The 20,973-nt window shown below is 72.0% G+C and carries 21 protein-coding genes; 11 read left to right on the top strand and 10 right to left on the bottom strand.

Features of this window, described 5'->3' with window-relative positions:
• Positions 1-249: 249 nt before the first annotated feature.
• Entirely contained in the window at positions 250-987 is a 738-nt protein-coding gene (locus ACFZBP_RS22840) for a VOC family protein (RefSeq protein WP_383447546.1), read from the bottom strand.
• 122 nt (positions 988-1,109) lie between these two features.
• On the opposite strand from ACFZBP_RS22840, the gene ACFZBP_RS22835 reads away from it, so the two are divergent.
• On the top strand, positions 1,110-1,757 hold the full coding sequence (locus ACFZBP_RS22835) for a TetR family transcriptional regulator (protein ID WP_383447543.1): 648 nt from the start codon (positions 1,110-1,112) through the stop codon (positions 1,755-1,757).
• A 61-nt stretch (positions 1,758-1,818) separates the two neighbouring features.
• Here ACFZBP_RS22835 and ACFZBP_RS22830 read toward each other — a convergent pair whose 3' ends face one another.
• The gene (locus ACFZBP_RS22830; RefSeq protein WP_062722382.1) at positions 1,819-2,271 is read right to left on the bottom strand and encodes an Lrp/AsnC family transcriptional regulator; all 453 of its coding nucleotides are present in this window, start codon (positions 2,269-2,271) and stop codon (positions 1,819-1,821) included.
• Positions 2,272-2,353: 82 nt separating this feature from the next.
• Here ACFZBP_RS22830 and ACFZBP_RS22825 point away from each other — a divergent pair, with 82 nt between their 5' ends.
• The gene (locus ACFZBP_RS22825) at positions 2,354-2,977 is read left to right on the top strand and encodes a LysE family transporter (RefSeq protein WP_391415592.1); all 624 of its coding nucleotides are present in this window, start codon (positions 2,354-2,356) and stop codon (positions 2,975-2,977) included.
• A 200-nt stretch (positions 2,978-3,177) separates the two neighbouring features.
• On the opposite strand, the gene ACFZBP_RS22820 is transcribed toward ACFZBP_RS22825, so the two are convergent.
• Together ACFZBP_RS22820 and ACFZBP_RS22815 are read right to left on the bottom strand one after the other, a co-directional pair.
• Positions 3,178-3,651, bottom strand: a complete 474-nt coding sequence (locus ACFZBP_RS22820; RefSeq protein ID WP_391415590.1) for a nitroreductase/quinone reductase family protein — start codon at positions 3,649-3,651, stop codon at positions 3,178-3,180.
• Positions 3,648-4,907, bottom strand: coding sequence for an acyl-CoA dehydrogenase family protein (locus tag ACFZBP_RS22815; protein ID WP_391415588.1), 1,260 nt, complete (start codon positions 4,905-4,907; stop codon positions 3,648-3,650). Before ACFZBP_RS22815 ends, ACFZBP_RS22820 begins: the two co-directional genes overlap by 4 nt.
• Before the next feature lie 106 nt (positions 4,908-5,013).
• Here ACFZBP_RS22815 and ACFZBP_RS22810 point away from each other — a divergent pair, with 106 nt between their 5' ends.
• Together ACFZBP_RS22810 and ACFZBP_RS22805 are read left to right on the top strand one after the other, a co-directional pair.
• Positions 5,014-6,189 (top strand): acetyl-CoA acetyltransferase, encoded by a 1,176-nt coding sequence (locus ACFZBP_RS22810; RefSeq protein ID WP_391415586.1) that lies wholly within the window; start codon positions 5,014-5,016, stop codon positions 6,187-6,189.
• A gap of 37 nt (positions 6,190-6,226) precedes the next feature.
• Entirely contained in the window at positions 6,227-6,922 is a 696-nt protein-coding gene (locus ACFZBP_RS22805) for a pyridoxal 5'-phosphate synthase (protein WP_391415584.1), read from the top strand.
• A gap of 185 nt (positions 6,923-7,107) precedes the next feature.
• Here the strand turns inward: ACFZBP_RS22805 and ACFZBP_RS22800 are convergent, their stop codons facing one another.
• The 5 genes from ACFZBP_RS22800 to ACFZBP_RS22780 form a co-directional block, all read right to left on the bottom strand.
• Entirely contained in the window at positions 7,108-8,649 is a 1,542-nt protein-coding gene (locus tag ACFZBP_RS22800; protein ID WP_391415582.1) for a protein kinase, read from the bottom strand.
• Positions 8,650-8,760: 111 nt separating this feature from the next.
• On the bottom strand, positions 8,761-9,645 hold the full coding sequence (locus ACFZBP_RS22795; protein ID WP_391415579.1) for a GNAT family N-acetyltransferase: 885 nt from the start codon (positions 9,643-9,645) through the stop codon (positions 8,761-8,763).
• A gap of 180 nt (positions 9,646-9,825) precedes the next feature.
• The gene (locus ACFZBP_RS22790; RefSeq protein WP_383447519.1) at positions 9,826-10,233 is read right to left on the bottom strand and encodes a Zn-ribbon domain-containing OB-fold protein; all 408 of its coding nucleotides are present in this window, start codon (positions 10,231-10,233) and stop codon (positions 9,826-9,828) included.
• Positions 10,230-10,679, bottom strand: a complete 450-nt coding sequence (locus ACFZBP_RS22785; RefSeq protein ID WP_391415576.1) for a DoxX family protein — start codon at positions 10,677-10,679, stop codon at positions 10,230-10,232. The genes ACFZBP_RS22790 and ACFZBP_RS22785 overlap by 4 nt, the downstream gene beginning before the upstream one ends.
• Before the next feature lie 428 nt (positions 10,680-11,107).
• Positions 11,108-11,521, bottom strand: coding sequence for a hypothetical protein (locus tag ACFZBP_RS22780; RefSeq protein WP_383447510.1), 414 nt, complete (start codon positions 11,519-11,521; stop codon positions 11,108-11,110).
• A 192-nt stretch (positions 11,522-11,713) separates the two neighbouring features.
• Here ACFZBP_RS22780 and ACFZBP_RS22775 point away from each other — a divergent pair, with 192 nt between their 5' ends.
• Entirely contained in the window at positions 11,714-12,034 is a 321-nt protein-coding gene (locus tag ACFZBP_RS22775) for a GYD domain-containing protein (protein ID WP_383447507.1), read from the top strand.
• Positions 12,035-12,220: 186 nt separating this feature from the next.
• On the top strand, positions 12,221-12,910 hold the full coding sequence (locus ACFZBP_RS22770; protein WP_391415573.1) for a DUF4232 domain-containing protein: 690 nt from the start codon (positions 12,221-12,223) through the stop codon (positions 12,908-12,910).
• Between the two features lie 27 nt (positions 12,911-12,937).
• On the opposite strand, the gene ACFZBP_RS22765 is transcribed toward ACFZBP_RS22770, so the two are convergent.
• Positions 12,938-13,723: a hypothetical protein gene (locus ACFZBP_RS22765; RefSeq protein ID WP_383447501.1), complete on the bottom strand. Its 786-nt coding sequence runs from the start codon at positions 13,721-13,723 to the stop codon at positions 12,938-12,940.
• A gap of 311 nt (positions 13,724-14,034) precedes the next feature.
• On the opposite strand from ACFZBP_RS22765, the gene ACFZBP_RS22760 reads away from it, so the two are divergent.
• The 5 genes from ACFZBP_RS22760 (at position 14,035) to ACFZBP_RS22740 (ending at position 20,972) form a co-directional block, all read left to right on the top strand.
• Positions 14,035-15,231: an NAD(P)-binding domain-containing protein gene (locus tag ACFZBP_RS22760; protein ID WP_391415571.1), complete on the top strand. Its 1,197-nt coding sequence runs from the start codon at positions 14,035-14,037 to the stop codon at positions 15,229-15,231.
• 145 nt (positions 15,232-15,376) lie between these two features.
• The gene (locus ACFZBP_RS22755; protein WP_391415569.1) at positions 15,377-16,882 is read left to right on the top strand and encodes an FAD-dependent oxidoreductase; all 1,506 of its coding nucleotides are present in this window, start codon (positions 15,377-15,379) and stop codon (positions 16,880-16,882) included.
• A 167-nt stretch (positions 16,883-17,049) separates the two neighbouring features.
• Positions 17,050-19,275 carry an acetate--CoA ligase family protein gene (locus tag ACFZBP_RS22750; protein ID WP_391415567.1) on the top strand — a complete coding sequence of 742 codons (2,226 nt, stop codon included), beginning with the start codon at positions 17,050-17,052 and terminating at the stop codon, positions 19,273-19,275.
• Positions 19,276-19,300: 25 nt separating this feature from the next.
• Positions 19,301-20,179, top strand: a complete 879-nt coding sequence (locus tag ACFZBP_RS22745; RefSeq protein WP_391415565.1) for an enoyl-CoA hydratase-related protein — start codon at positions 19,301-19,303, stop codon at positions 20,177-20,179.
• Between the two features lie 127 nt (positions 20,180-20,306).
• A complete protein-coding gene (locus tag ACFZBP_RS22740; RefSeq protein WP_391415563.1) occupies positions 20,307-20,972 on the top strand; it encodes a flavin reductase in 666 nt (221 codons plus the stop codon).
• The last annotated feature ends 1 nt before the right edge of the window (position 20,973 follow it).

The raw sequence follows: 20,973 nt of genomic DNA, 5'->3' as shown, positions 1-20,973 counted from the left end.
TGCCACCTCCCCGTACGGGCCCCGTCACCCAGATATGTACGCGACCCCGTGCAGCGTCTCACCACCGCACCGCCTCGGCGGCACGCACCCTGATTCTTCCTGTCTCGGGGCGTGGTTGCGAACCCGAGGGCGGAACGGGGTGTCTTGGGACAAAACCACAGCCCGCGGCACGGCGAAAGCGCCGGTTCGCATAGTGGGACGCGGAAAGCGGCCCAAGACGGTCCAAGGCGGCCGAAGGTAAGAGTGCGGTCAGCGTTCCAGGACCGCGAACGACGCCCCCTGGTCGTCGGTGACCACGGCGACCGTGCCGTACGACGTTTCGAAGGGCGGCACCTGTACGCGCCCGCCGAGCCGGTTCACCGCGTCGAGGGTGTCCGAGCAGGAGTCCACCCGGAAGTGGACGACGAAGTGCGGCGGCATCATCGCGGGGAAGACCTCGGAGACGGCCGCGCGGCCGAAGTCGGGCCTGGCGTCCGGCCCGAACAGGGCGTCGGCGAAGAGCGCGCCGTAGAAGGCGTTGGCCGCCTCGGTGTCCCGGGCGTACAGCTGCACCCAGGCGAACGTGCCGGTCTCGTGCCGGCGGCCGAAGCCCTGGTGGCCGTCCGCCTCCCAGAGCGCGAAGACGGCACCCTCGGGGTCGGTGACCAGCGCGGCGGCGCCGAGCCCGGCCCCCATCCGCACCGGCGGGACGACCACCTGGCCGCCCGCCGCACGGATCCGCTCCCCCAGCGCCCGGGCGTCCGGGGTGGCGAAGTACACCGTCCACACCGTGGGCAGCCGCCCGTCCGGCTTGCGGGCGAGCGCGGCGACGCGGTCACCGTCGAGGAGCGCCCACACGGTGGAGTCGTACGCCTCCTCGAAGTCCCACCCGAAGAGCTCACCGTAGAACCGCTTGCCCGCCGCCACATCGGGTAGCTGTGCGTCGACCCAGCACGGAACGCCCTCCGGGTATCCCGTTCCGTTCGTGGATGCCCTGTTTTCGGCCATGCGGCAAACGTAACGGCGTCTTGTGCGGCGCGCAGACCAGGCACACCAGTCTCCGCATCCTCATGCACCCCATTTGCAGTCGGCCGAATCGCGCCCCGATCACGCCTCGGTAAGCTGACGACATGACAGGACAAGTGCGTACCGTCGACGGCCGCGTGGCCGGCCGGCGTGGGCAGGCGACCCGGCAGAAGCTGCTCGACTGCCTCAGCGAGATGCTCAGCTCCTCCCCCTACCGGGACGTCAAAGTCATCGATGTCGCCCGGAAGGCGGGGACTTCGCCCGCGACCTTCTACCAGTACTTCCCGGACGTCGAGGGCGCCGTCCTGGAGATCGCCGAGCAAATGGCCACCGAGGGAGCCGGGTTGACCGAGCTCGTCGAGGGCCGCAGCTGGGTCGGCAAGGCGGGCTGGCAGACCGCGCAGGAACTCGTGGACGGATTCCTGGAGTTCTGGCGCAGGAACGACGCGATCCTGCGGGTCGTCGACCTCGGCGCGTCCGAGGGCGACAAACGCTTCTACAAGATCCGTATGAAGATCCTGAACTCGGTCAACAACTCCCTGACCGAGGCGGTCACTCAGTTGCAGGCCAAGGGCAAGGTCGACAAGGACGTCAACCCGGCCGCGATGGCGGGTTCGATCGTCGCGATGCTCGCGGCGGTGGCCTCGCACCAGAAGGGCTTCCAGACCTGGGGCGTCAAACAGGCCGAACTGAGGCCGAACCTCGCCCTGTTGGTCCACCTGGGCGTCACCGGCAAGAAGCCGACGAAGTAGAGCAACCTGGGTCCTGTCTGGCAGGCGGTGGTTCACGCTGGGTGAGCCGCCGCCTGTTTCGCTACGCGGGCAGCGGCCGGTCCCGCACCACGTGCTTCATCACCAGCGTCGAGGTGAGGCGCTGCACCCCCGGCAGGGTCGCGAGCCGCTCGTCGTACAGCCCCTGGAAGGCGGCGAGGTCGGCGGTGGCCACCCGCAGCAGGTAGTCGGGCTCGCCGAACAGCCGCTGCGCGTCCAGCACATGGGGGATGTCCGCGAGCGCCCGCTCGAACTCGGCGACCGTGTCCCGGTCCTCCTGGCGCATGGAGACGAAGACCAGCGCCTCGAAGTTCAGCCCGACGGCGGCCGGCTCCACGACGGCCCGGTACCCGCTGATGGCACCGGCCCGCTCCAGCTCCCGCAGCCGCCGGTGACACGGCGAGACGCTGAGCCGCACCCGCGCGGCCAGCTCGGTCACGGTCAGCCGCCCGTCCTGCTGGAGCTCGGCAAGAATCTTTCTGTCCACGTCGTCCATGAGGAAGATCTTCCCTCACAACTGCCGATCATGGGCAAACTTCGACAACACTTTCGGGCCATTCCCGCCTAATGTCGCCACCATGGACTCCGGACTGCTCATCTCCTTCCTCGCCATCGACCTGCTCCTCGTCTGCGTGCCGGGCGCCGACTGGGCGTACGCGATCTCCGCCGGGCTGCGCGACCGCTCGCCGGTGACGGCGGTGGCGGGCCTGGTCACCGGATACGCGCTGCACACGGTCCTCGCGGCGGCCGGGCTCGCCGTGCTGGTCGCGAGCGAGCCGGGGCTGCTCACCGCGCTGACGGCCGCGGGCGCCGCGTATCTGGTGTGGCTGGGGTGGGGCGTGCTGCGCCGTCCGGGCACGCCAGGGGCGGCCGAGGAGACCGTGGCCGCGAGCCCGGTCCGCGCCTTTCTGCGCGGTGCCACGATCAGTGGTCTGAACCCCAAGGGTCTGCTGCTCTACCTGTCCGTGCTGCCGCAGTTCCTGGTGACGAAGGGTGACCATCTGCCGGTCCCCGCCCAGACCGCCGTGTTCGGTCTGCTCCACATGGCGTGCTGCGCCGCCGTCTACCTGGCGGTGGGCCTCGCGGCCCGCGCGGTCCTCGGCGCCCGCCCGGCAGCCGCCCGCGCGGTCGCCCGCACGTCCGGGGCGGCGATGCTGGGAATCGGCGCGTTCCTCCTGGTCCAGCGCCTGGCGACGCTCTGACCAGCGGGGCCTAGGGGGGTGTTTCGGACGTCCCGTGCGGTGCCCGCGCCCGCCGCGGCAGCGGCTGGTGTCGCAGCCGGTGCGTACCCTCGGCGCGCCGGACGAAGGCCCTCGTACTGGACGGACTTTGGCCTTTGGCCGGTGCGGCGAGGGTGCGTGCCGGGCGCCGTGGGTGCTGTACGGAACTCTCGAAACACTCCCTAGGGTCGGCGGACGATCCTGAAGAGCCGGATCTCCCGCTCCACCCGGGCCTGGTACGTCGCGTACGGCGGCCAGAACGCGAGCGCGGTCTTCCAGACGGCCGTCCGTTCCTCGCCCTCCAGCAGCCGGGCGGTGACCGGGATGTCCTCGCCCTTCCAGCTGACCTCGGCATCGGGGTGGGCGAGGAGGTTGTGGGTCCAGGCGGGGTGGCCGGGGCGACCGAAGTTGGACCCTATGAGGATCCAGCTGCGGCCCTTCTCCTCGGGCATGCAGGCCAGCGGAGTACGACGGGGCTGTCCGCTGCGGGCCCCGGTGGAGGTCAGGATCACGCCGGGCAGCATCTGGGCGCTGAGCAGCACCCTTCCGCGTGTGAGCCGGTGGACGGCACGGTCCAGCACCGGGATGACGTGCGGGGCGACCTTGGCGAAGCCGCGCGTCGAGGACACCTTCTGTACGACCCGTACGCCGATCACACCGCCACCTCCTGCTCCGTGGGCGTCTCGAAGAGTCCGGCCGTGTCGGCGGCGTGTGCGCGCAGCCGGTGCGTCGGCCCGAAGAGCAGTTCGTCGCCCGCGGCCCGCTTGAAGTACAGGTGAGCCTCGTGTTCCCAGGTGAAACCGATGCCGCCGTGGAACTGGATGGCTTCGGCGGAGGCGGTGCGGAGCGCTTCCAGCGATTGGGCGAGGGCCAGGCGCGCCTCTGGTGGTGCCGCTGTGTGCCGTCTGGCGTCTGCGGGCTCGTCGTGGCTGGTCACGCGGTTCCCCGCGCCTCTTGGGGGCGTTGTCGCCCAGGCCGCGTAATAAGCCGCCGATCTTGCTGCCTGCACTGCCACGTATATGTCCGCCAGCCTGTGCTTCACCGCCTGGAAGGAGCCGATCGGGCGCCCGAACTGCTCCCGCTGCTTCACGTAGTGCACCGTTCGCTCCAGTGCGCGGTCGGCTGCGCCCACTGCCTCGCAGGCCAGTGCGGCGGCCGCGAGTTGGCCCACGGCTGCCAGTGCGGTCAGCGTGTCTGCGCTCTCCTCGCCCAGCAACTCTGCTTCCACGTCACGGAGTTGGATGCGGCCCTGTGGCCGGGTCGCGTCCAGCGCGGTCTGCCGTATGCGTACGACCCCTGCCGCATCCCCCGCCACCAGGAACAGCAGCGTCCGCGACTTGGCGAACCCCCCGGCGTGCGCCGCGACCACCAGCAACCCCGCGCTGTGGCCGTCCAGCACCTGGTCGACCTGCCCGTACAGGCGCCAGCCGTCCTCGGTCCGTCGGGCCTGGACGCCGCCGGCGCGGCCGCCGCCGGCCCAGTCGCCGGTGTTGTCGCCGGTCAGGGCGAGGGCGGTGGCGAGGGCGGGGCCGGGGACGGCGAGGGTGGCGGTGAGGGTGCCGGAGGCGAGGCGGGGCAGGAGGGCGGTGCGCTGGGGGTCGGTGCCGAGGGCGGTGATCAGGGGGGCGGTGAGGACGGTGGTGGCGAGGAGCGGGGAAGGGGCCAGGGCGCCTCCTGTCTCCTCGCACGCGAGGGCGAGTTCGGTCGCCGAGCAGCCGACGCCGCCGTAGGCCTCGGGGAGGGCGAGTCCGGGCAGGCCGAGCTGTTCGGCGAGGGCGGCCCACAGGGCCGGGTCGTGCCCGGCGGGGGTGTCGACGGCCGCGCGCAGCTCGCGGGGGCCGCAGCGACCGTGGAGCAACTCGCGGAGGGTGCGGCGGATCTCGTCCTGCTCGGGGGTGAGGCTGGCGTCCATGGTCTTCCTCCGGCTCTTCCCTCCAGAGGCCCTTCCCTCCAGATCTGACGGGCCGTCATATTAGGAGGGTCGCAACGAGATGCCCAGAGGTTGGAGGCCGCCTCTCATGACTCCCGCGAGCCGGAAAGTCGCCGTGGTCGGCGTCGCCCTCGCCGACTGCGGCCGGGTGGACGACGCCACCCCGTACGCCCTGCACGCCCAGGCGGCCCGCCGCGCCCTGGCGGATGCCGGGCTGGACCGGGAGGTGGTGGACGGCTTCGCCTCCGCCGGGCTCGGCACCCTCGCCCCCGTCGAGGTCGCCGAGTACCTGGGCCTGCGCCCCACCTGGGTCGACTCCACCTCCGTCGGCGGCTCGACCTGGGAGGTCATGGCGGCCCACGCGGCGGACGCGATAGCGCGGGGGCACGCGAACGCCGTACTCCTCGTCTACGGCTCCACCGCCCGCGCCGACATCAGGACGGGCCGGCGGACGGGCAACCTGTCCTTCGGCGCCCGGGGGCCGCTGCAGTTCGAGGTCCCCTACGGCCACACGCTCATCGCCAAGTACGCCATGGCCGCCCGCCGCCACATGATCGAACACGGCACGACGATCGAGCAGTTGGCGGAGGTCGCGGTGCAGGCCCGGGCCAACGCGGCCCTGAACCCCGAGGCGATGTTCCGCGCCCCGATCACCGTCGACGACGTCCTCGCCGGGCCGATGATCGCCGACCCCTTCACCAAGCTGCACTGCTGCATCCGCTCCGACGGCGGCGCGGCGGTGCTGCTGGCCGCCGAGGAGTTCGTACGGGACTGCCGTACGGCCCCGGTGTGGGTGCTCGGCACCGGGGAGCACGTCTCGCACGCCGCGATGTCCGAGTGGCCGGACTTCACGACGGGCCCGGCGGCGGTCAGCGGGCGGCTCGCCTTCGAGCGGGCCGGGGTGCGGCCCGAGGAGATCGACTTCGCCGAGATCTACGACGCCTTCACCTATATGACCCTGGTGACGCTGGAGGACCTCGGCTTCTGCGGGAAGGGCGAGGGCGGGGCGTTCGTGGAGAAGGGGCGGCTGCTGGTGCGGGGCGGGGAACTGCCGGTCAACACGGACGGGGGCGGGCTGTCGGCCCAGCATCCGGGGATGCGGGGGCTGTTCCTGCTGGTGGAGGCGGTGCGGCAGCTGCGGGGCGAGGGCGGGGAGCGGCAGGTGCGGGGGCGGCGGGACGGGGAGTTGCCCCGGCTGGGGGTGGCGTCGGCGACCGGGGGGTGGTTCTGCTCGTCGGGGACGGTGGTGCTGGGCAGGGACTGACGGTGGGCCGGGCGCGTCCGCACGTGACAATCGGGGCATGGAAAGAGATCTCCACGAGCCGGATCGCCAGGAAGCGGATCTTCATGAACTGCTGAGGTCGCTGCGGGTGTGGGACCCGGCGGTCACCGAGTTGCCGGACTTCGACCCGGCCACCGCGCCCGCCGACCCGCTCGCGCTGTTCACGGCCTGGTTCGCGCAGGCGGTCGCGGCCGGGCAGGTGGAACCGCACACCATGTCCCTCGCCACGGCCGACGCCGAGGGGCTGCCGGACGTCCGGACCGTGATGCTGCACGGCGCCGACGCGTCCGGCTGGTCCTTCGCGACCCACCTGGACAGCCGCAAGGGCCGCCAGCTCACGGCCCGCCCGTACGCGGCCCTCGGCTTCTACTGGCCGGCCCAGGGCCGCCAGGTGCGCGTGCGGGGCCCGGTGGCCGCGGCCCCTGCCCAGGAGGGACAGGCCGACCTGCACGCCCGCTCGACCGGCGCGCTGGCGGCCGCGCTGACCGGGCGGCAGAGCCAGGTCCTCGGCTCACTGGAGGAGTTGGCGCACACCTCCGAGTCGGCCTGGGAACGCGCCCAGCGCGAGCCCGACGCCCCCGTCCCGACCTGGACGCTGTACCACCTGCGCCCCGACGAGGTGGAGTTCTTCCAGGGCGACGCCCGGCGCCGGCACGTACGGCTCGGCTACCGGCGTACGGAGGAGGGTTGGGCGAAGGAACTGCTCTGGCCCTAGGGGATGTTTCGAGAGTCCCGTGCGGTGCCCGCGCCCGCCGCGGCAGCGGCTGGTGTCGCAGCCGGTGCGCACCCTCGGCGCGCCGGACGAAGGCCCTCGTACTGGACGGACTTTGGCCTTTGGCCGGTGCGGCGAGAGTGCGTGCCGGGCGCCGTGGGTGCTGTGCGGGACTCTCGAAACACCCCCTAGTCGCGCAGGTGGATCCCGTTGACGGCGGTGTCGAAGATCGGCCGGTGCTCGTTCCAGGTCGCGTTGGGCGCGGACAGGTAGATGACGTACTGGGTGCTGTCGGCACCGCTGAAGGCCAGCTCGACCCCGCGGTACTCCCGCGCCCTGCCCTGGAAGGTGAACTCCCAGTACCCGGCGGGCCGGCCGCGGAACTCCGTACGGCTCATCCTGACCCGCTCGTAGCCAGGGTTGTCGCGGCGCGTCTGCTCCTCCTCGGTGTCCCGCCAGTGCTGGAGCGGGTCGGACCCCGCGAACTCGACCACCTCGACCCGCAGGCCCACCAGCCCGGACGGGTCGATGTAGGCGACCTCGCCGCTGGGCATGTCCTTGGCCGTCCAGCCGTCCGGCACGGGCACGGAGAAGCCCTGGCCGGCCTTCACGAGGTGGTAGCCGGCCGGAACGGGCGACGGGGAGGCGTCCGGCGCGGGGGAGCCGCCGGAGGATCCGGAGGTAACGGACGCGGACGGCGACGCGGACGGCGACCGGGACGTGTCGTCGCCCCGCGCGGTGTCGTCGCCCCCGGGCCGCAGCAGTACGCCGCCCGTCACGGCGCCGGCGACCACCAGCACCGCGGCGATCCACACCGCGGCGCGGCGACCACGCCTGCGCCGCGGCGCCGTGGCCACGTCGGAGCCCGCCCGCTCCTGCCGCGTGGGCGGGTCGAGCGGCACGGTCCCCTCGTCGGCCGCACGGCTCAGCAGGTGCTCGGCCTGGTGCGCGCTCATGCGCCGGTCGGGGTCCTTCTCCAGCAGGCCCTCGATCACCGGGGCCAGGTCCCCGGCCCGGCGCGGGGCCTCGTGCGGGTCGGCGGCGATGGCGTACGCCGTCTCGATCGCCGTGTCCCGGCGGAACGCGGGCCGTCCCTCCACCGCCTCGTACAGCGTCGCCCCGAGCGACCACAGGTCGCAGGCGGGGCCGGGCTCGGCGATCCCGGTGCGCAGGCGTTCCGGCGCGAGGTACTGGATCGAGCCGACCAGTTCCCCGGTCCTGGTCAGGGACGGTGTGCCGGACTCCACCGCGATCCCGAAGTCGGTGAGGACGATCCGGCCGTCGTCCCCGAGCAGCACGTTGGCGGGCTTGACGTCCCGGTGCAGCACACCGGCGTCGTGCGCGGCGCGCAGCGCGGCGGCCATGGCCCGGCCGATCCGGGCCGCCTCGCCCGGTGGCAGCGCGCCCCGCCGCTGCAGGAGGTCGCCGAGCGTGACGGAGGGGACGTACTCCATGACGATGCACGGCAGGCCCTCGTCGTCGACGACGTCGTGCACGACGATCACATGGGGGTGGGTGATCCGGGCCGCGCTGCGGGCCTCGCGGCGAGTGCGCTCGTAAAGCCGCTGCACCTCGTCGTCGTGCAGATGGGGCGGGACGTGCAGCTTCTTGAGGGCGACGTGCCGGTTGAGCAGTTCGTCCTCGGCCCGCCACACGGTGCCCATACCGCCACGGCCGACGCGCTCCACCAGCCGGTACCGGTGGGCGATGGTCCTCCCCAGATCGGACACCCTGAGACCTACTTCTCCCCGTACACGCGAGCACTCTTCGAACAGATTGCAGATGCACAATAGCGCGCGGGGATCACCCGGCCCCGGCGGCCGTTTCAGGGCGCCGACGCCCTAGGACCTGCCCGGAAGACTCCGGGTCCCGCGGAAGTCGTACGCCGTGAAGTCGGCCACCGCCCGGTACCCGATGCGCTGGTAGAGGCTGTTGCTGGTCTGGTTGGCGAGGTCGGTGAAGAGCAGCACCTCGCGCACCCCGGAGCCGAGCACGGCCCGGCTGACCTGCGCGGTGACCGCGCCCGCGTAGCCGCGGCCACGCAACGGGGCCGGGGTGTAGACGGGGGCCACCCGGACCTGGCCGGCGACCACCGGGGTCACGCCGGCCATGGCCAGCGGAGTGCCGTCCTCGCCCTCCCAGAAGCTGACGCCTCCGTAGGAGATGCGTGAGTCGGCCCACGCGGCGGCGTCCCGCGCGGCGTGGTCGCCGACGGCATCGATGAACTCGCCGTACCAGCGGGTCAGTTGCTGCCGGTCCTCCTTGCCGGCGACCCGCGCCCGACCTCGCGGGAGGGGCTGCGGCACGGTCAGGTTCCCGAGCCGGTACAGGCGCTGGCGCTGGCTGACCACGGCCCGGCCGCCCACGAGACGGCGCCAGGCGGCGGAGAAGGCCTCGGCGGTCTCCCGGGCCGCTATGACACCGGGGACCGACTGGCCGACGGCGACCAGGTGGGCGGCGAGGGACTCGGCCTCCTCGGTCGTGAGCGGTGTGACGTTCAGCCGGTAGGGCGGGGTGCGGAAGTAGGCCGCGCGCACCTGTCCGCCCACCTCCAGCGCGCCGAAGACCGGCGCCTCGTCACCGTACGCACGCAGCCCGCCGGTGCGCAGCGTCTCGGTCACCGTCAGGGCGACGGTGTGCAGATCGGGGCGTGAGCGCAGGAAGCCACCGGCGTGGGAGAGGAAGCCGCTGAGATCCTGGGTGCAGTACCAGTCGTCCGGGCGCATACCTCATGATCCCGCGCCCCGGGGGCGGGTGTGCACCCTTTTCCGCCGTGGACACCAAGCCGACACAAGACCCCACTCTCAGGCGGGGGTTGGGGGTATAGGAGTTCACGGCGACGGGGGCCCACAGGTTGACGCCCGGGTCGGCACCCCGGGTCACCCGGTCACGGGCACCCGCCTCGGTCACCCACGCGACCCGAGCGCCCGGAACACCGGAACACCGCCCCGGAAGACGGCCTCCAGCGCCATCCCGGCCCGCAACCCCCCGCCGTCCCCGCACTCCACCACCTCGGTCATCATCCGCGGCCCCTCGGCGAGGTCGACGACCGCGGCGACGTACGGCGTCCGCTCGGCGAAGGGCGGCAGGTCGTTGCGGTGCACGACGGACCAGGTGTAGAGGGTGGCCCGGCCGGTCACGGGCTCCCAGTCGACGTCCTCGCTCCAGCAGTGCGGGCAGAACTCGCGGGGGTAGTGGTGGGCCCGCCCGCAGGTCCGGCAGCGGCGCACCAGCAGCCGTCCTTCGGCCGCCGCGTCCCAGTACGTACGGGTGAAGGCGTCGGTCTCCGGGAGGTCGAAGCGCGGGCCGCTCATCCGAACAGCCCCAGCGCGCCGTCCACCGACCACGACTGCCAGGACATCCCGAACAGCGCGACCAGCGAGATCAGCGCCATCATCGAGTTCTGCCCCTGCTCGCCCCAGTCGTGGATCATGAGGGTGAAGTAGAGGACGTTGAGCAGCAGCCCGCCGACGAGGGCGACCGGGGTCAGGAACCCGAGGACGAGCCCGAGCCCGAGGGCGAGTTCCGCGTACAGGACGACGTACGCCATCGTCCGCGGTCGCGGCGCCACGACGACCTCGAAGCCGGAACGTACGGCGTTCCAGCGGTGCTTGGCCGCCACGTCCGCCGCCCAGGAGATCCCCGCGCCCTCGAACCAGCTCTTCTTGTCCTTGTGCCGCCAGCTCTCCAGCCACCACAGCCCGAGGCCTATCCGGAGCACGGCCAGCCATTCCGCACCTGTGAGCCAGATCGCGTCCATGTATCTGACGGTACGTCAGATACGAGGAGCCTGACAATCGTCTGTGCATCCGCGATGCATCCGGCGGAGCGGAACTTGGATCCGCCTCGGCACCAACGACTCCGACACGTCCCACACGGTCTCCGCCAACCTCGCCGCCGCCGCCGACGGACGGGGCGACGACGTCAGCCACCTCTCCCACTGGGACGAGGGCCACGGGGCGAACTCGGACCCGGGTGACTTCATCACGTGGGACGCCAAGGTCAGCGGTTACCAGGGCAAGGGGGCGGGCCGGCGGGCGACGCGGTAGGGACGGCCGCCCGACAGCCGTCTTCCTCTCCCCGGGACGCGGTGCCGGTTTCCCGTCATGACCCCGGCCACCGCCCGTACGACGCCCGGCCCGGCGCACGTCAGGTGTCGGGGCCCGGCGTCGTGCCGTGTGTGCCCGGTCAGCCCGGTCGGCCGTTTCGCGGGGCGACGACCGCGCCGACCACGGCGGAGAGACCGGCGGTCACGGCGAGGCTCCCCACCATGACCATCACCACCCCGACCATGAACAGACCGCTGGCGTCGTCCGACCAGTCGTAGAAGGCCGCGACGGTCAGCCCACCCGTGGTACCGAGCACGGCACCCGCGACATGACGCCGGGCCGCCGCCCAGCACACCGGCACCAGCAGCGTCAGCACCAGCCCGATCACCTGCCACGCCTCGTACGGCCCGGTCGTCGAGCCGTCCGGATGCACATCACGCTGCTGGTCCCAGCCCAGCCAGACGGCCCACCCGGCGAGCGACAGCACGGTCGGCACCAGGATCGTCGGCAGGAGGGACACGGGGCTCTGCGGTTCTTGCGGTCGTCGGCGCATGGCCCAAGCGTCACCGGTCCGCCGGGTCACCGCCCAGAGCGCAAGTACTCAGAGCGACCCGAGTACATGAGCCATGGAGGCGCGGGGGCCCGGCGTCCAACGGGTGAATCCTGCCAACCCACGGACAGCGGACGCCGTGTCGGCGGGAAGGCCATGCTGCGTACCGGAACGACGAGGTCAGGAAGCAGCGCCATGCCCAAGTTCCTCATCCAGGCCACCTACACGCCCGACGGCACCAAGGGTCTGCTCAGGGAAGGCGCGAGCGGCCGTCGCGCCGCGGTCGACCAGGTCGTCACCGGCCTCGGCGGCAAGGTCGAGGCCATGTACTTCGCCTTCGGGGAGCACGACATCGTGCTCATCGTCGACTTCCCCGACCCCGTCTCCATGGCCGCCGTCAGCCTCACCGTGAAGGCCAGCGGCGCCCTCCACACCCGCGCGACCCCTCTCCTCACCCTCGACCAGATCGACGAGGCCGCCCGCAGACAGGTCGCCTTCCGCGCCCCCGGCGACTGATCTCACCCCTCCTCCCCGACATCCGTGACCGTGTCACCAGCCGGTGACAGCGCCGTCCTGGAACGAAGACGCCGGGATCCCCTCGGCTCTCAGCCCCCTCATAGTGATCAAGCAGGCACCGAGAAGCCGACCGCTTCGACCATGACCATTGATGACCGACCATTGATGACCGACCAGGGGGATCTCATGTCCGGCACCCGTCGCAAGGCCATACTCGTCTCCGCAGCCCTCGTGGGCGGCGCCATGCTGATGACGGCATGCCAGGGCACGGACAAGGCCACGGACGCCGACGCCGCCTCACAGGCTTCCCCGTCCGCCACCTCGGCCGGCTCGTCGACCGGCGCGTCGACCGCGGGCACCGGCAAGGGCTCCGCCGGAACGGGCAAGGGAGCCGAGGACACGTCGGCCTCCGGCTCCGGCTCGGGTTCCGACTCCGGGTCCGGCGCGGACACCGGCAACGGCAAGCGCGAGCCGGTCGAGCAGGTCTGCGGCGCCAACGACATCTCCTGGAGCACCCGGTCCGAGACGCAGGCCGGCGGCTTCATCCTGATCTCCGCGAAGGCGAAGCCGGGCATCACCTGCTACCTGCCCGCCGCCCTGCCGACCGTCGCCTTCGGATCCGACGGCACCGAGGCCGGCCCCGCCGAACAGTCCGTCGGCGAGCAGATCAAGCTCAGCGGCAACACCACCGCCTACGCCGGCGTCAACCCGAAGACCACCACCACCGACGGGGGCAAGGAACTCGACAGCATCATCGTCGCCGTCGGCGCCGACGACCCCAACCCCGAGTCCCTCCCGGTCGACACCATCACCGTCGACAAGCCGATCGTCACCAACTGGCACACGGCCCCGACCGAGGCGGTCCCCTTCAGCTGACGGCCTCCCCGGCAGCCGCCTCCCGAGCTACTTCAGAGCGACGGCGTCTGCGGCCGACACGACCAGCGCGGTGGTCGTCGTACCGGGGAAGTACCAGCGCCAGCTGCCCGCCGACGTGACGGTGACCTTGGTGCTCAGCTGTCCGGTGGCGCCCGTCTTCACGGTCCTGACCGTGCTGTAGTGGGCGGCGCCGGCCTTCTTGAACTGAAGCTTCACGTCCTGCCAGGGGTACCCGTGGTACTTCAGGTCCTCCCAGTTGGCCCGCGACAGCTTGCCGGTGACGGTGAGCTTGGCGCCCTTGGCCACGGGCTCGGGCGCGGCGTCGGTCGTGAGCTTGGAAGCGCGCTTCATCTTGAACTCGGCGATGTGGTCGGAGATCCAGTAGTCACCGTCGTTGGCCCGGACGGTGGCGTTGACCTGCCAGACGCCCGCCGTGCGGTTCACGTCCTCGGGCACACTGCCCGGCAGCCACCCCGGCTCGATCGTCATCGACGCGGTGCACACCGACGTGGTGGAACTCTTCTTCTCGCACCGTGTGCCCACCCAGTCGCTGAAGCCCCAGCCGTTCGTCTTGTTGAACACACTGACCCTCGACAGGCCCTTCACCCCGGAGTTGTCCCGGATGGTGATGGCGATCGGATACGTGACGCGCGCCGACGTGCCGATGATGACGTTCTTCCCACCATTGACGACCGTCTTGGTGACCCGAACGTCCCCCCTGCCCTCCGCATGGGCCCCCGTCACGGACAGCAGCGTCAGGGCCACCGCCCCACTGGCCACCATCCAGCCGGCTCTGGCCGCTCTACCTCGCATGTTCCCTCCCCTGTAGGTGGGAAGCGAGATTACACAGCCGCCATCGCTCAACGTCCCGCCGCCCTGCGAAGGTTGGCGCGCCGAAGCCCTTGCACACCACCACGCCCAGCACCACGACCCCGGCCGCAGCCCCGGCCCCGTGGCAGCGACCACCGTCGCCCGCCACCACACCGCCCCCTCCACCTCACCCCCACAACCACGAGCCCTACGCCACAGACCCCACCCACCCCTCCTACAGCCGTGATCGATCCGCAACCAATTCCGGGCTTGACCGAGACCCATCAACCGGCTGCGTGATTACGCTCCCGACCATGGCCGACTCCACAGCGTCCCCGCCCCCCACCCCCACGGCCCGCCCCGTGTACGTCATCGGCGGCGGTCCGGGCGGGCTCTCCGTCGCGCACGCGCTGCGGGCCCAGGGGCTGCGGGCCGTCGTGCTGGAGAAGTCGGACGGGGTCGGGGCCTCGTGGCGGGGGCACTACGACCGGCTCCATCTGCACACCACCCGGCGGCTGTCGGGGCTGCCCGGGCTGCCGATGCCGCGTCGGTTCGGGCGCTGGGTGTCGCGGGACGACGTCGTGCGCTATCTGGAGAAGTACGCCGAGTACCACGACCTGGAGATCGTCACCGGTGTCGAGGTCTCCCGCGTCGAGCCCGCGCCGGACGGCCACGGCTGGCTGCTGCGCGCGACCGGCGGTCGTGAACTGACCGGCGCCGCGGTCGTCGTGGCCACCGGCCACAACCACACCCCGCGCATCCCGGACTGGCCCGGCCGCGCCGGCTACACCGGCGAACTCCTGCACGCGGGCGAGTACCGCGACCCGGCCCCCTACGCCGACCGCGACGTCCTGGTCGTCGGCGTCGGCAACACCGGTGCCGAGATCGCCGTGGACCTGGTGGAGGGCGGAGCCTCGCGGGTACGGCTGGCCGTCCGCACCACCCCGCACATCGTCCGCCGTTCCACCGCCGGCTGGCCCGCCCAGCGCACCAGCATCCTCGTACGGCGTCTCCCGGTCGGCCTCGTCGACCGGCTCGCCAGGCCCGTCGCCAGGCTCAGCGTGCCGGACCTGTCGGCCCACGGACTGCCGCGCCCGGACACCGGTCTCTACAGCCGGGTCAAGGAAGGCGCGATCCCGGTGCTCGACGTGGGCCTCGTCGACGCCGTACGCAAGGGCCGCGTCGAGATCGTGGCCGCCGTCGACGGCTTCGAGGACGACAAGGTGATCCTCGCCGACGGCAGCCGCGTCTCCCCGGACGCCGTCATCGCGGCGACCGGATACGCCCGCGGCCTCGACGACCTCATCGGCCACCTCGGCGTACTCGACGCACGCGGCAAGCCCGTCACCCAGGGCGCCCGGACCCCCGCCGACGCACCGGGCCTCTACTTCACCGGCTACACCAACCCCATCAGCGGCAACCTCCGCGAGATGGCGATCGACGCCCGGAAGATAGCCAAGGCCATCGCCCGCGACGCCGGCCGACGGGTCTCCCGGCTGCCGGTGACGTAGACACCCTCAACTCTCTTACGTAGATCTCCTGTTACTTGCGGGTCAGTTGTGACGGGAGAGCTGTACCGCGCCGCCGCACGGGGTCAGAATGTGAGCACTGTTCAACTTTTCTGCTCCGCCCCTCTCGCCCCGACGGAGGACGCACGTGGCAAGCGAACGACAGTTCCCCCGAACCCCCCGGCTCTCCCGCCGCTCCCTCCTCGGCGGCGCGGCCGCCGCGGCCGGTGCCGCCACCCTCACCTCGACCGCGGCCGGTACGGCCTCGGCGGCCACCCGGCAGGTCGACGTCGCGATCGTCGGCGCCGGCCTGGCCGGCCTCACCGCGGCCCGCGACCTGGTCGCCGCCGGCAAGTCGGTCGTCGTCCTGGAGGCCCGCGACCGGGTGGGCGGCCGAGTCGTCGGGCTGGACCTGGCGAACGGCGGCGTCACCGAAGGCGGCGGCGAGTTCATCGGCCCCACCCAGGACCGCGTCAAGGCCCTCGCCGACTCCCTCGGCGTGCAGACCTTCGCCACCTACAACACCGGTGACAACCTCCTCTACAAGGACGGCAAGAAGACCCCTTACGCCACCGACGGCATCCTCGGCGCCGTCCCGCCCATCGACGCGGCCGGACTCGCCAACGCCGCGATCGTGCAGGCCACGCTCGACGACCTGGCCAAGCAGATCCCGGTCGACGCGCCCTGGACCGCGGCCAAGGCCGACGAATGGGACCGGCAGACCTTCGAGACCTGGCTGCGCGCCAACGCCGTCATCCCGTCGGCCAAGTTCCTCTTCGACGTGGCCTGCACCTCGATCTTCTCGGCCGAACCCCGCGAACTCTCCTTCCTGTTCGTCCTCTTCTACATCGCCGCCGCCGGCAACTCCGCCAACCCCGGCACCCTGGAACGCCTCACCGAGACCGCGAACGGCGCCCAGGAACTGCGCTTCGTCGGCGGCTCCCAACTGGTGCCGATCAAACTCGCCGCCACCCTCGGCGACCGGGTGGTGCTGGGCGCCCCGGTGCGCACGATCGCCCGGTCCGGCGGCGGCTACGCCGTCACGGCCGACGGTGTCACCGTCACCGCCAAGAAGGTCGTCGTCGCCGTACCCCCGCCGATCGCCGCCCGTATCACCTACGACCCCGTACTCCCGGCCTCCCGCGACCAGCTCACCCAGCGTCTGCCGATGGCCTCGGTCGGCAAGGCCATCGCGATCTACGACACTCCCTTCTGGCGCGCCGACGGACTCAACGGCCAGGTCGTCAGCGACACCGGTGTGGTCAGCTCCACCTTCGACAACTCCCCTCCCGACGCCTCCTACGGCGCCCTGATGGGCTTCATCGAGGCCGACGAGGCCAGGAAGCTGGACGCGGCGAGCGAGGCGGAGGTCCGGGCTGCCGTACTGAAGGACTACGCGACGTACTTCGGCGCGAAAGCGGCCTCCCCCACCTCCTTCGTCCTGCAACGCTGGAACAACGAGACCTACACCCGCGGCGGCCCCGTCTCCATCGCCGCACCCGGCGTCCTCACCCAGTACGGCCCCGCCCTGCGCACCCCCGTCGGCGGCATCCACTGGGCCGGGACGGAGACCTCCACATACTGGATGGGCTTCATGGACGGTGCGGTCCGCTCGGGCGAGCGGGTGGCGAAGGAGGTACTGGCAGTGCTGTGAGCGATGCCGGCCGGACAGCGTCTTCCGGTCAGCGTCGACCGATCAGCATCGGCACCGCGGCCGCCGCGCCGCCAACTTTGCCTGCACAGCCATTCCTGACACAGCGTCAGTTCATCTAATCTGACACTGCGTCAGTTAATCGCTGTCACACAGGAGCGGGCGGACCGATGCTTGGATCAACCCACGGCACCCTCACCACCGACTCCCGCCGGGCCCGGGTCATCGCCTGTGGCGAGCAACCCGGGCCCGCCGTCCACGGCCGGCCGGCCGATGTCGACGATCTCGATGTCAGCGGCCGTCCGCTGTACTGCGACGTGCCCGATCTCGACCGCTTCTTCCGGCCGGAGTCGGTCGCCGTGATCGGCGCCTCCGACGCCGAGGGGCGGCCGAACACCGGTGTCACCCGCCAGCTGGTCGCCTGGTCGGAGCGGGTCGGCGCCCGTCTCCACCCGGTGCACCCGAGCCGCCCGTCCGTCTTCGGCATCCCTTGCACTCCTTCCGTCGCCGATCTGCCCGAGCAGGTCGATCTCGCCGTGCTGCTGGTCGCCGACCCCCTTCCGGTGATCGAGGAACTGGCCGAGGCCAAGGTGAAGTTCGCCGTCGTCTTCGCCTCCGGGTTCGCGGAGACCGGGGAGGAGGGCGCCGCCGCCCAGGACCGGCTCGCCGGCGCCGTCGCACGGTCCGGGATGCGGCTGCTGGGGCCGAACACCAACCTCAACGCCTTCGAGCGGTTCCGGGAGGACCTGGACGGTCCCGCCATCGCGCTCATCACGCAGTCCGGCCACCAGGGCCGCCCCGTCTTCGCCCTCCAGGAGCTCGGCATCCGCCTCTCCCACTGGGCACCGACCGGCAACGAGGCCGACCTGGAGACCGCCGACTTCATCTCCTACTTCGCCGAACGGCCCGAGGTGGGTGCCATCGCCTGCTACGTGGAGGGCCTCAAGGACGGCCGCTCCTTCCTGCTCGCCGCCGACCGCGCCGCCCGCCGCAAGGTGCCCGTCGTCGCCGTCAAGGTGGGCCGCACCGAGACCGGCGCCCGCACGGCCGCCTCACACACCGGCAAGCTGACCGGCGCGGACACGGTGGTGGACGCGGCGATGCGGCAGTACGGCGTGATCCGGGTCGACGGCCTGGACGAACTCCAGGACACCGCCGCCCTGTTGGCCCGCGCGCGGTCGCCCCGCGCCGACGGCGTCGTCGTCTATTCGATCTCGGGCGGCACGGGCGCGCACTTCGCGGACCTGGCGACCGAGGCGGGGCTGACGCTTCCCGTGCTGTCCGAGGCCAAGCAGGCCGAGCTGCACCAGTGGATACCCGAGTACCTGAGCGTGGCCAACCCGGTCGACAACGGCGGGCATCCGGTCGGCGACCATCGCGGCCGGAAGATCATCGACGCCATCCTCGACGACCCCTCGGTCGGGGTGCTGATCTGCCCGGTCACCGGCCCCTTCCCGCCGCTCAGCGACCGGCTCGTCCAGGACCTGGTGGACGCCGCCGAGCGAACGGACAAGCTGGTCTGCGTGGTGTGGGGGTCGCCGGTCGGCACCGAGCCGGCCTACCGCGAGGTGCTGCTCGGGTCCTCGCGCGTGGCCACCTTCCGCACGGTGGCCAACTGCATCACCGCGGTCCGCGCCTACCTCGACCACCACCGCTTCGTCACCGGCTACCGCTCCCCCTTCGACGAGGCCCCGCGCACCCCTTCGCCGTCCTTCCGCAAGGCGCAGGCACTGATGCGCCCGGGCGAGCAGTTGAGCGAGCATGCGGCGAAGCAGCTGCTGCGGGCGTACGGAATCCGCGTGCCGCGCGAGCAGTTGGTGACCAGCGCGGCGGCGGCCGTGCGGGCGGCGGGGCTGGTCGGGTACCCCGTGGTGATGAAGGCGTCCGGCGCGCGGATCGCCCACAAGACCGAGCTCGGCCTCGTCAAGATCGGGCTGACGTCCGCCAGCCAGGTCCGCGACGCCTACCGCGAGCTGACGGACATCGCCCGCTACGAGGACGTCTCGCTGGACGGCGTCCTGGTCTGCCAGATGGTCGAGCGGGGCGTCGAGATGGTCGTGGGCGCCGCGCACGACGACCTGTTCGGACCGACCGTGACGGTCGGGCTCGGCGGGGTGCTCGTGGAGGTCCTGCACGACACCGCCGTACGTGTGCCGCCCTTCGGTGAGGAGCAGGCCCGGGACATGTGCGCCGAGCTGCGCGGGCGGGCCCTCCTCGACGGGGTCAGGGGGCGGCCCCCGGCGGATCTGGACGCGCTCGTGGAGGTCGTCCTGCGGGTGCAGCGCATGGCGCTGGAGCTCGGGGACCACCTCGCGGAGCTCGACATCAACCCGCTGATGGTGCTGGAGCGGGGGCAGGGCGCGGTGGCGCTGGACGCGTTGGTGGTGTGCCGCTGAGATGCCTGCCGACGATGAAGTGAACATGCCTGGTTCCCCCCGTGTGTCCGGAAATTCCGTTGAGTCATTGGTACTGCACGCCACTGACAATCAGGTCCGCCGCATCACCCTCAACCGCCCCGAAGCCCTCAACGCCATCACCCCTGACCAGCGCGAACGCATCATCCAACTGCTCGCCGACGCCTCCGCGGACCCGGCCGTGCGAGCCGTCGTCCTGACCGGCACGGGCCGCGGGTTCTGCACGGGGGCGGATCTGCGGGGCGGGGGCGGTGGGTCGCCGACGGTCGGTGGACGGGGGGCCGGTGAGCACGCGGCCGGTGAGCGGGCGGCCGGCGACCGCGTCCCCGGCGACGTGGCCCGCACGATCCGGCTGGGTGCCCAGCGCCTCATCGCCGCCGTCCTCGACTGCGAGAAGCCGGTGATCGCGGCGGTGAACGGCACCGCGGCCGGTCTCGGCGCGCATCTCGCGTTCGCCTGCGACCTCGTGCTGGCCGCCGAATCGGCCAGGTTCATCGAGGTGTTCGTACGCCGCGGCCTGGTCCCGGACGGCGGCGGCGCCTATCTCCTGCCCCGCCTGATCGGCCCCCAGCGGGCGAAGGAACTGATGTTCTTCGGCGACGCGCTCACCGCCGCCGAGGCGGAGCGGCTCGGGCTGGTCAACCGTGTCGTTCCGGACGGGGAGCTGGACAAGACGGCCCGCACCTGGGCCGAGCGCCTCGCCACCGGCCCGACCCGCGCCCTCGCCCTCACCAAGCAGCTCGTCAACGCCTCCCTCGACTCCGACCGCGCCACCGCCTTCGCGGCGGAGGCGGCCGCGCAGGAGATCAACATGACGACGGAGGACGCGCAGGAGGGCGTGGCGAGCTTCGTGGAGCGCAGGAGCGCCGAGTACAAGGGGCGATGAGCGCCCGCGAGCACCTCGACGGGCCCGACATCTCCCTCTGACCGCACCGCTCCTGCCGACCTCACCTTCCCTCCCGGCCTCACACCCCTTCCAATCTGACGGTCCGTCAGCTTCAATGGTCGGTGTGATGGGACACGCAGGGATGGCGGCAGCCGCCGTCCGCTACCTCAGGTCGGCCGACGCACCGCCCGTGGAGGCGTTGCCGCGCCCGGCGTTGCGCTGTGTCGGCGAGGACGAGCGGGCGCCGGTCGGGCAGGCGGAGTTCCGGAGGGTGCTCGGGAACTTCGCCACGGGCGTGGCCGTTGTCACGGCACCAGGCACCACCGACGACCCTCAAGCCCCCGTCCCGACAGGGACCCCAGCCGCAGCCCCGGGCTCCGCCCCCGCCCCCGCCGGTTTCGCCTGCCAGTCCTTCTCGGCCCTCTCCCTCGAGCCGCCCCTGGTCGCCTTCATGGTCGGCCGTACGTCGACGACATGGCCGCGCATCGCCCGCGCGGGCGTGTTCTGCGTGAACGTCCTGAGCGCCGGCCAGGGCGAGTTGTGCCGTGCCTTCGCGGTGAGCGGCGCGGACAAGTTCGCGGGGGTCACCTACGACGCGGCCCCCGTGTCCGGCTCGCCCCGCCTCGCGGGCGCGCTCGCGTGGATCGACTGCACGATCCACGCGGTGCACACGGGCGGCGACCATCTCATCGTCGTGGGACGGGTGGACGCGCTGGGGGCGACCGACGGGGACGAGGCGCCGCTGCTGTTCCACAAGGGGCGGTTCATCCAGACGCTTCCCGGCCTCCGCTAGG

Origin of the sequence: Streptomyces sp. NPDC008086, assembly GCF_042957325.1 — a bacterium.
Taxonomy (GTDB): domain Bacteria; phylum Actinomycetota; class Actinomycetes; order Streptomycetales; family Streptomycetaceae; genus Streptomyces.
This window is presented reverse-complemented; position numbering and strand designations above follow the sequence as displayed.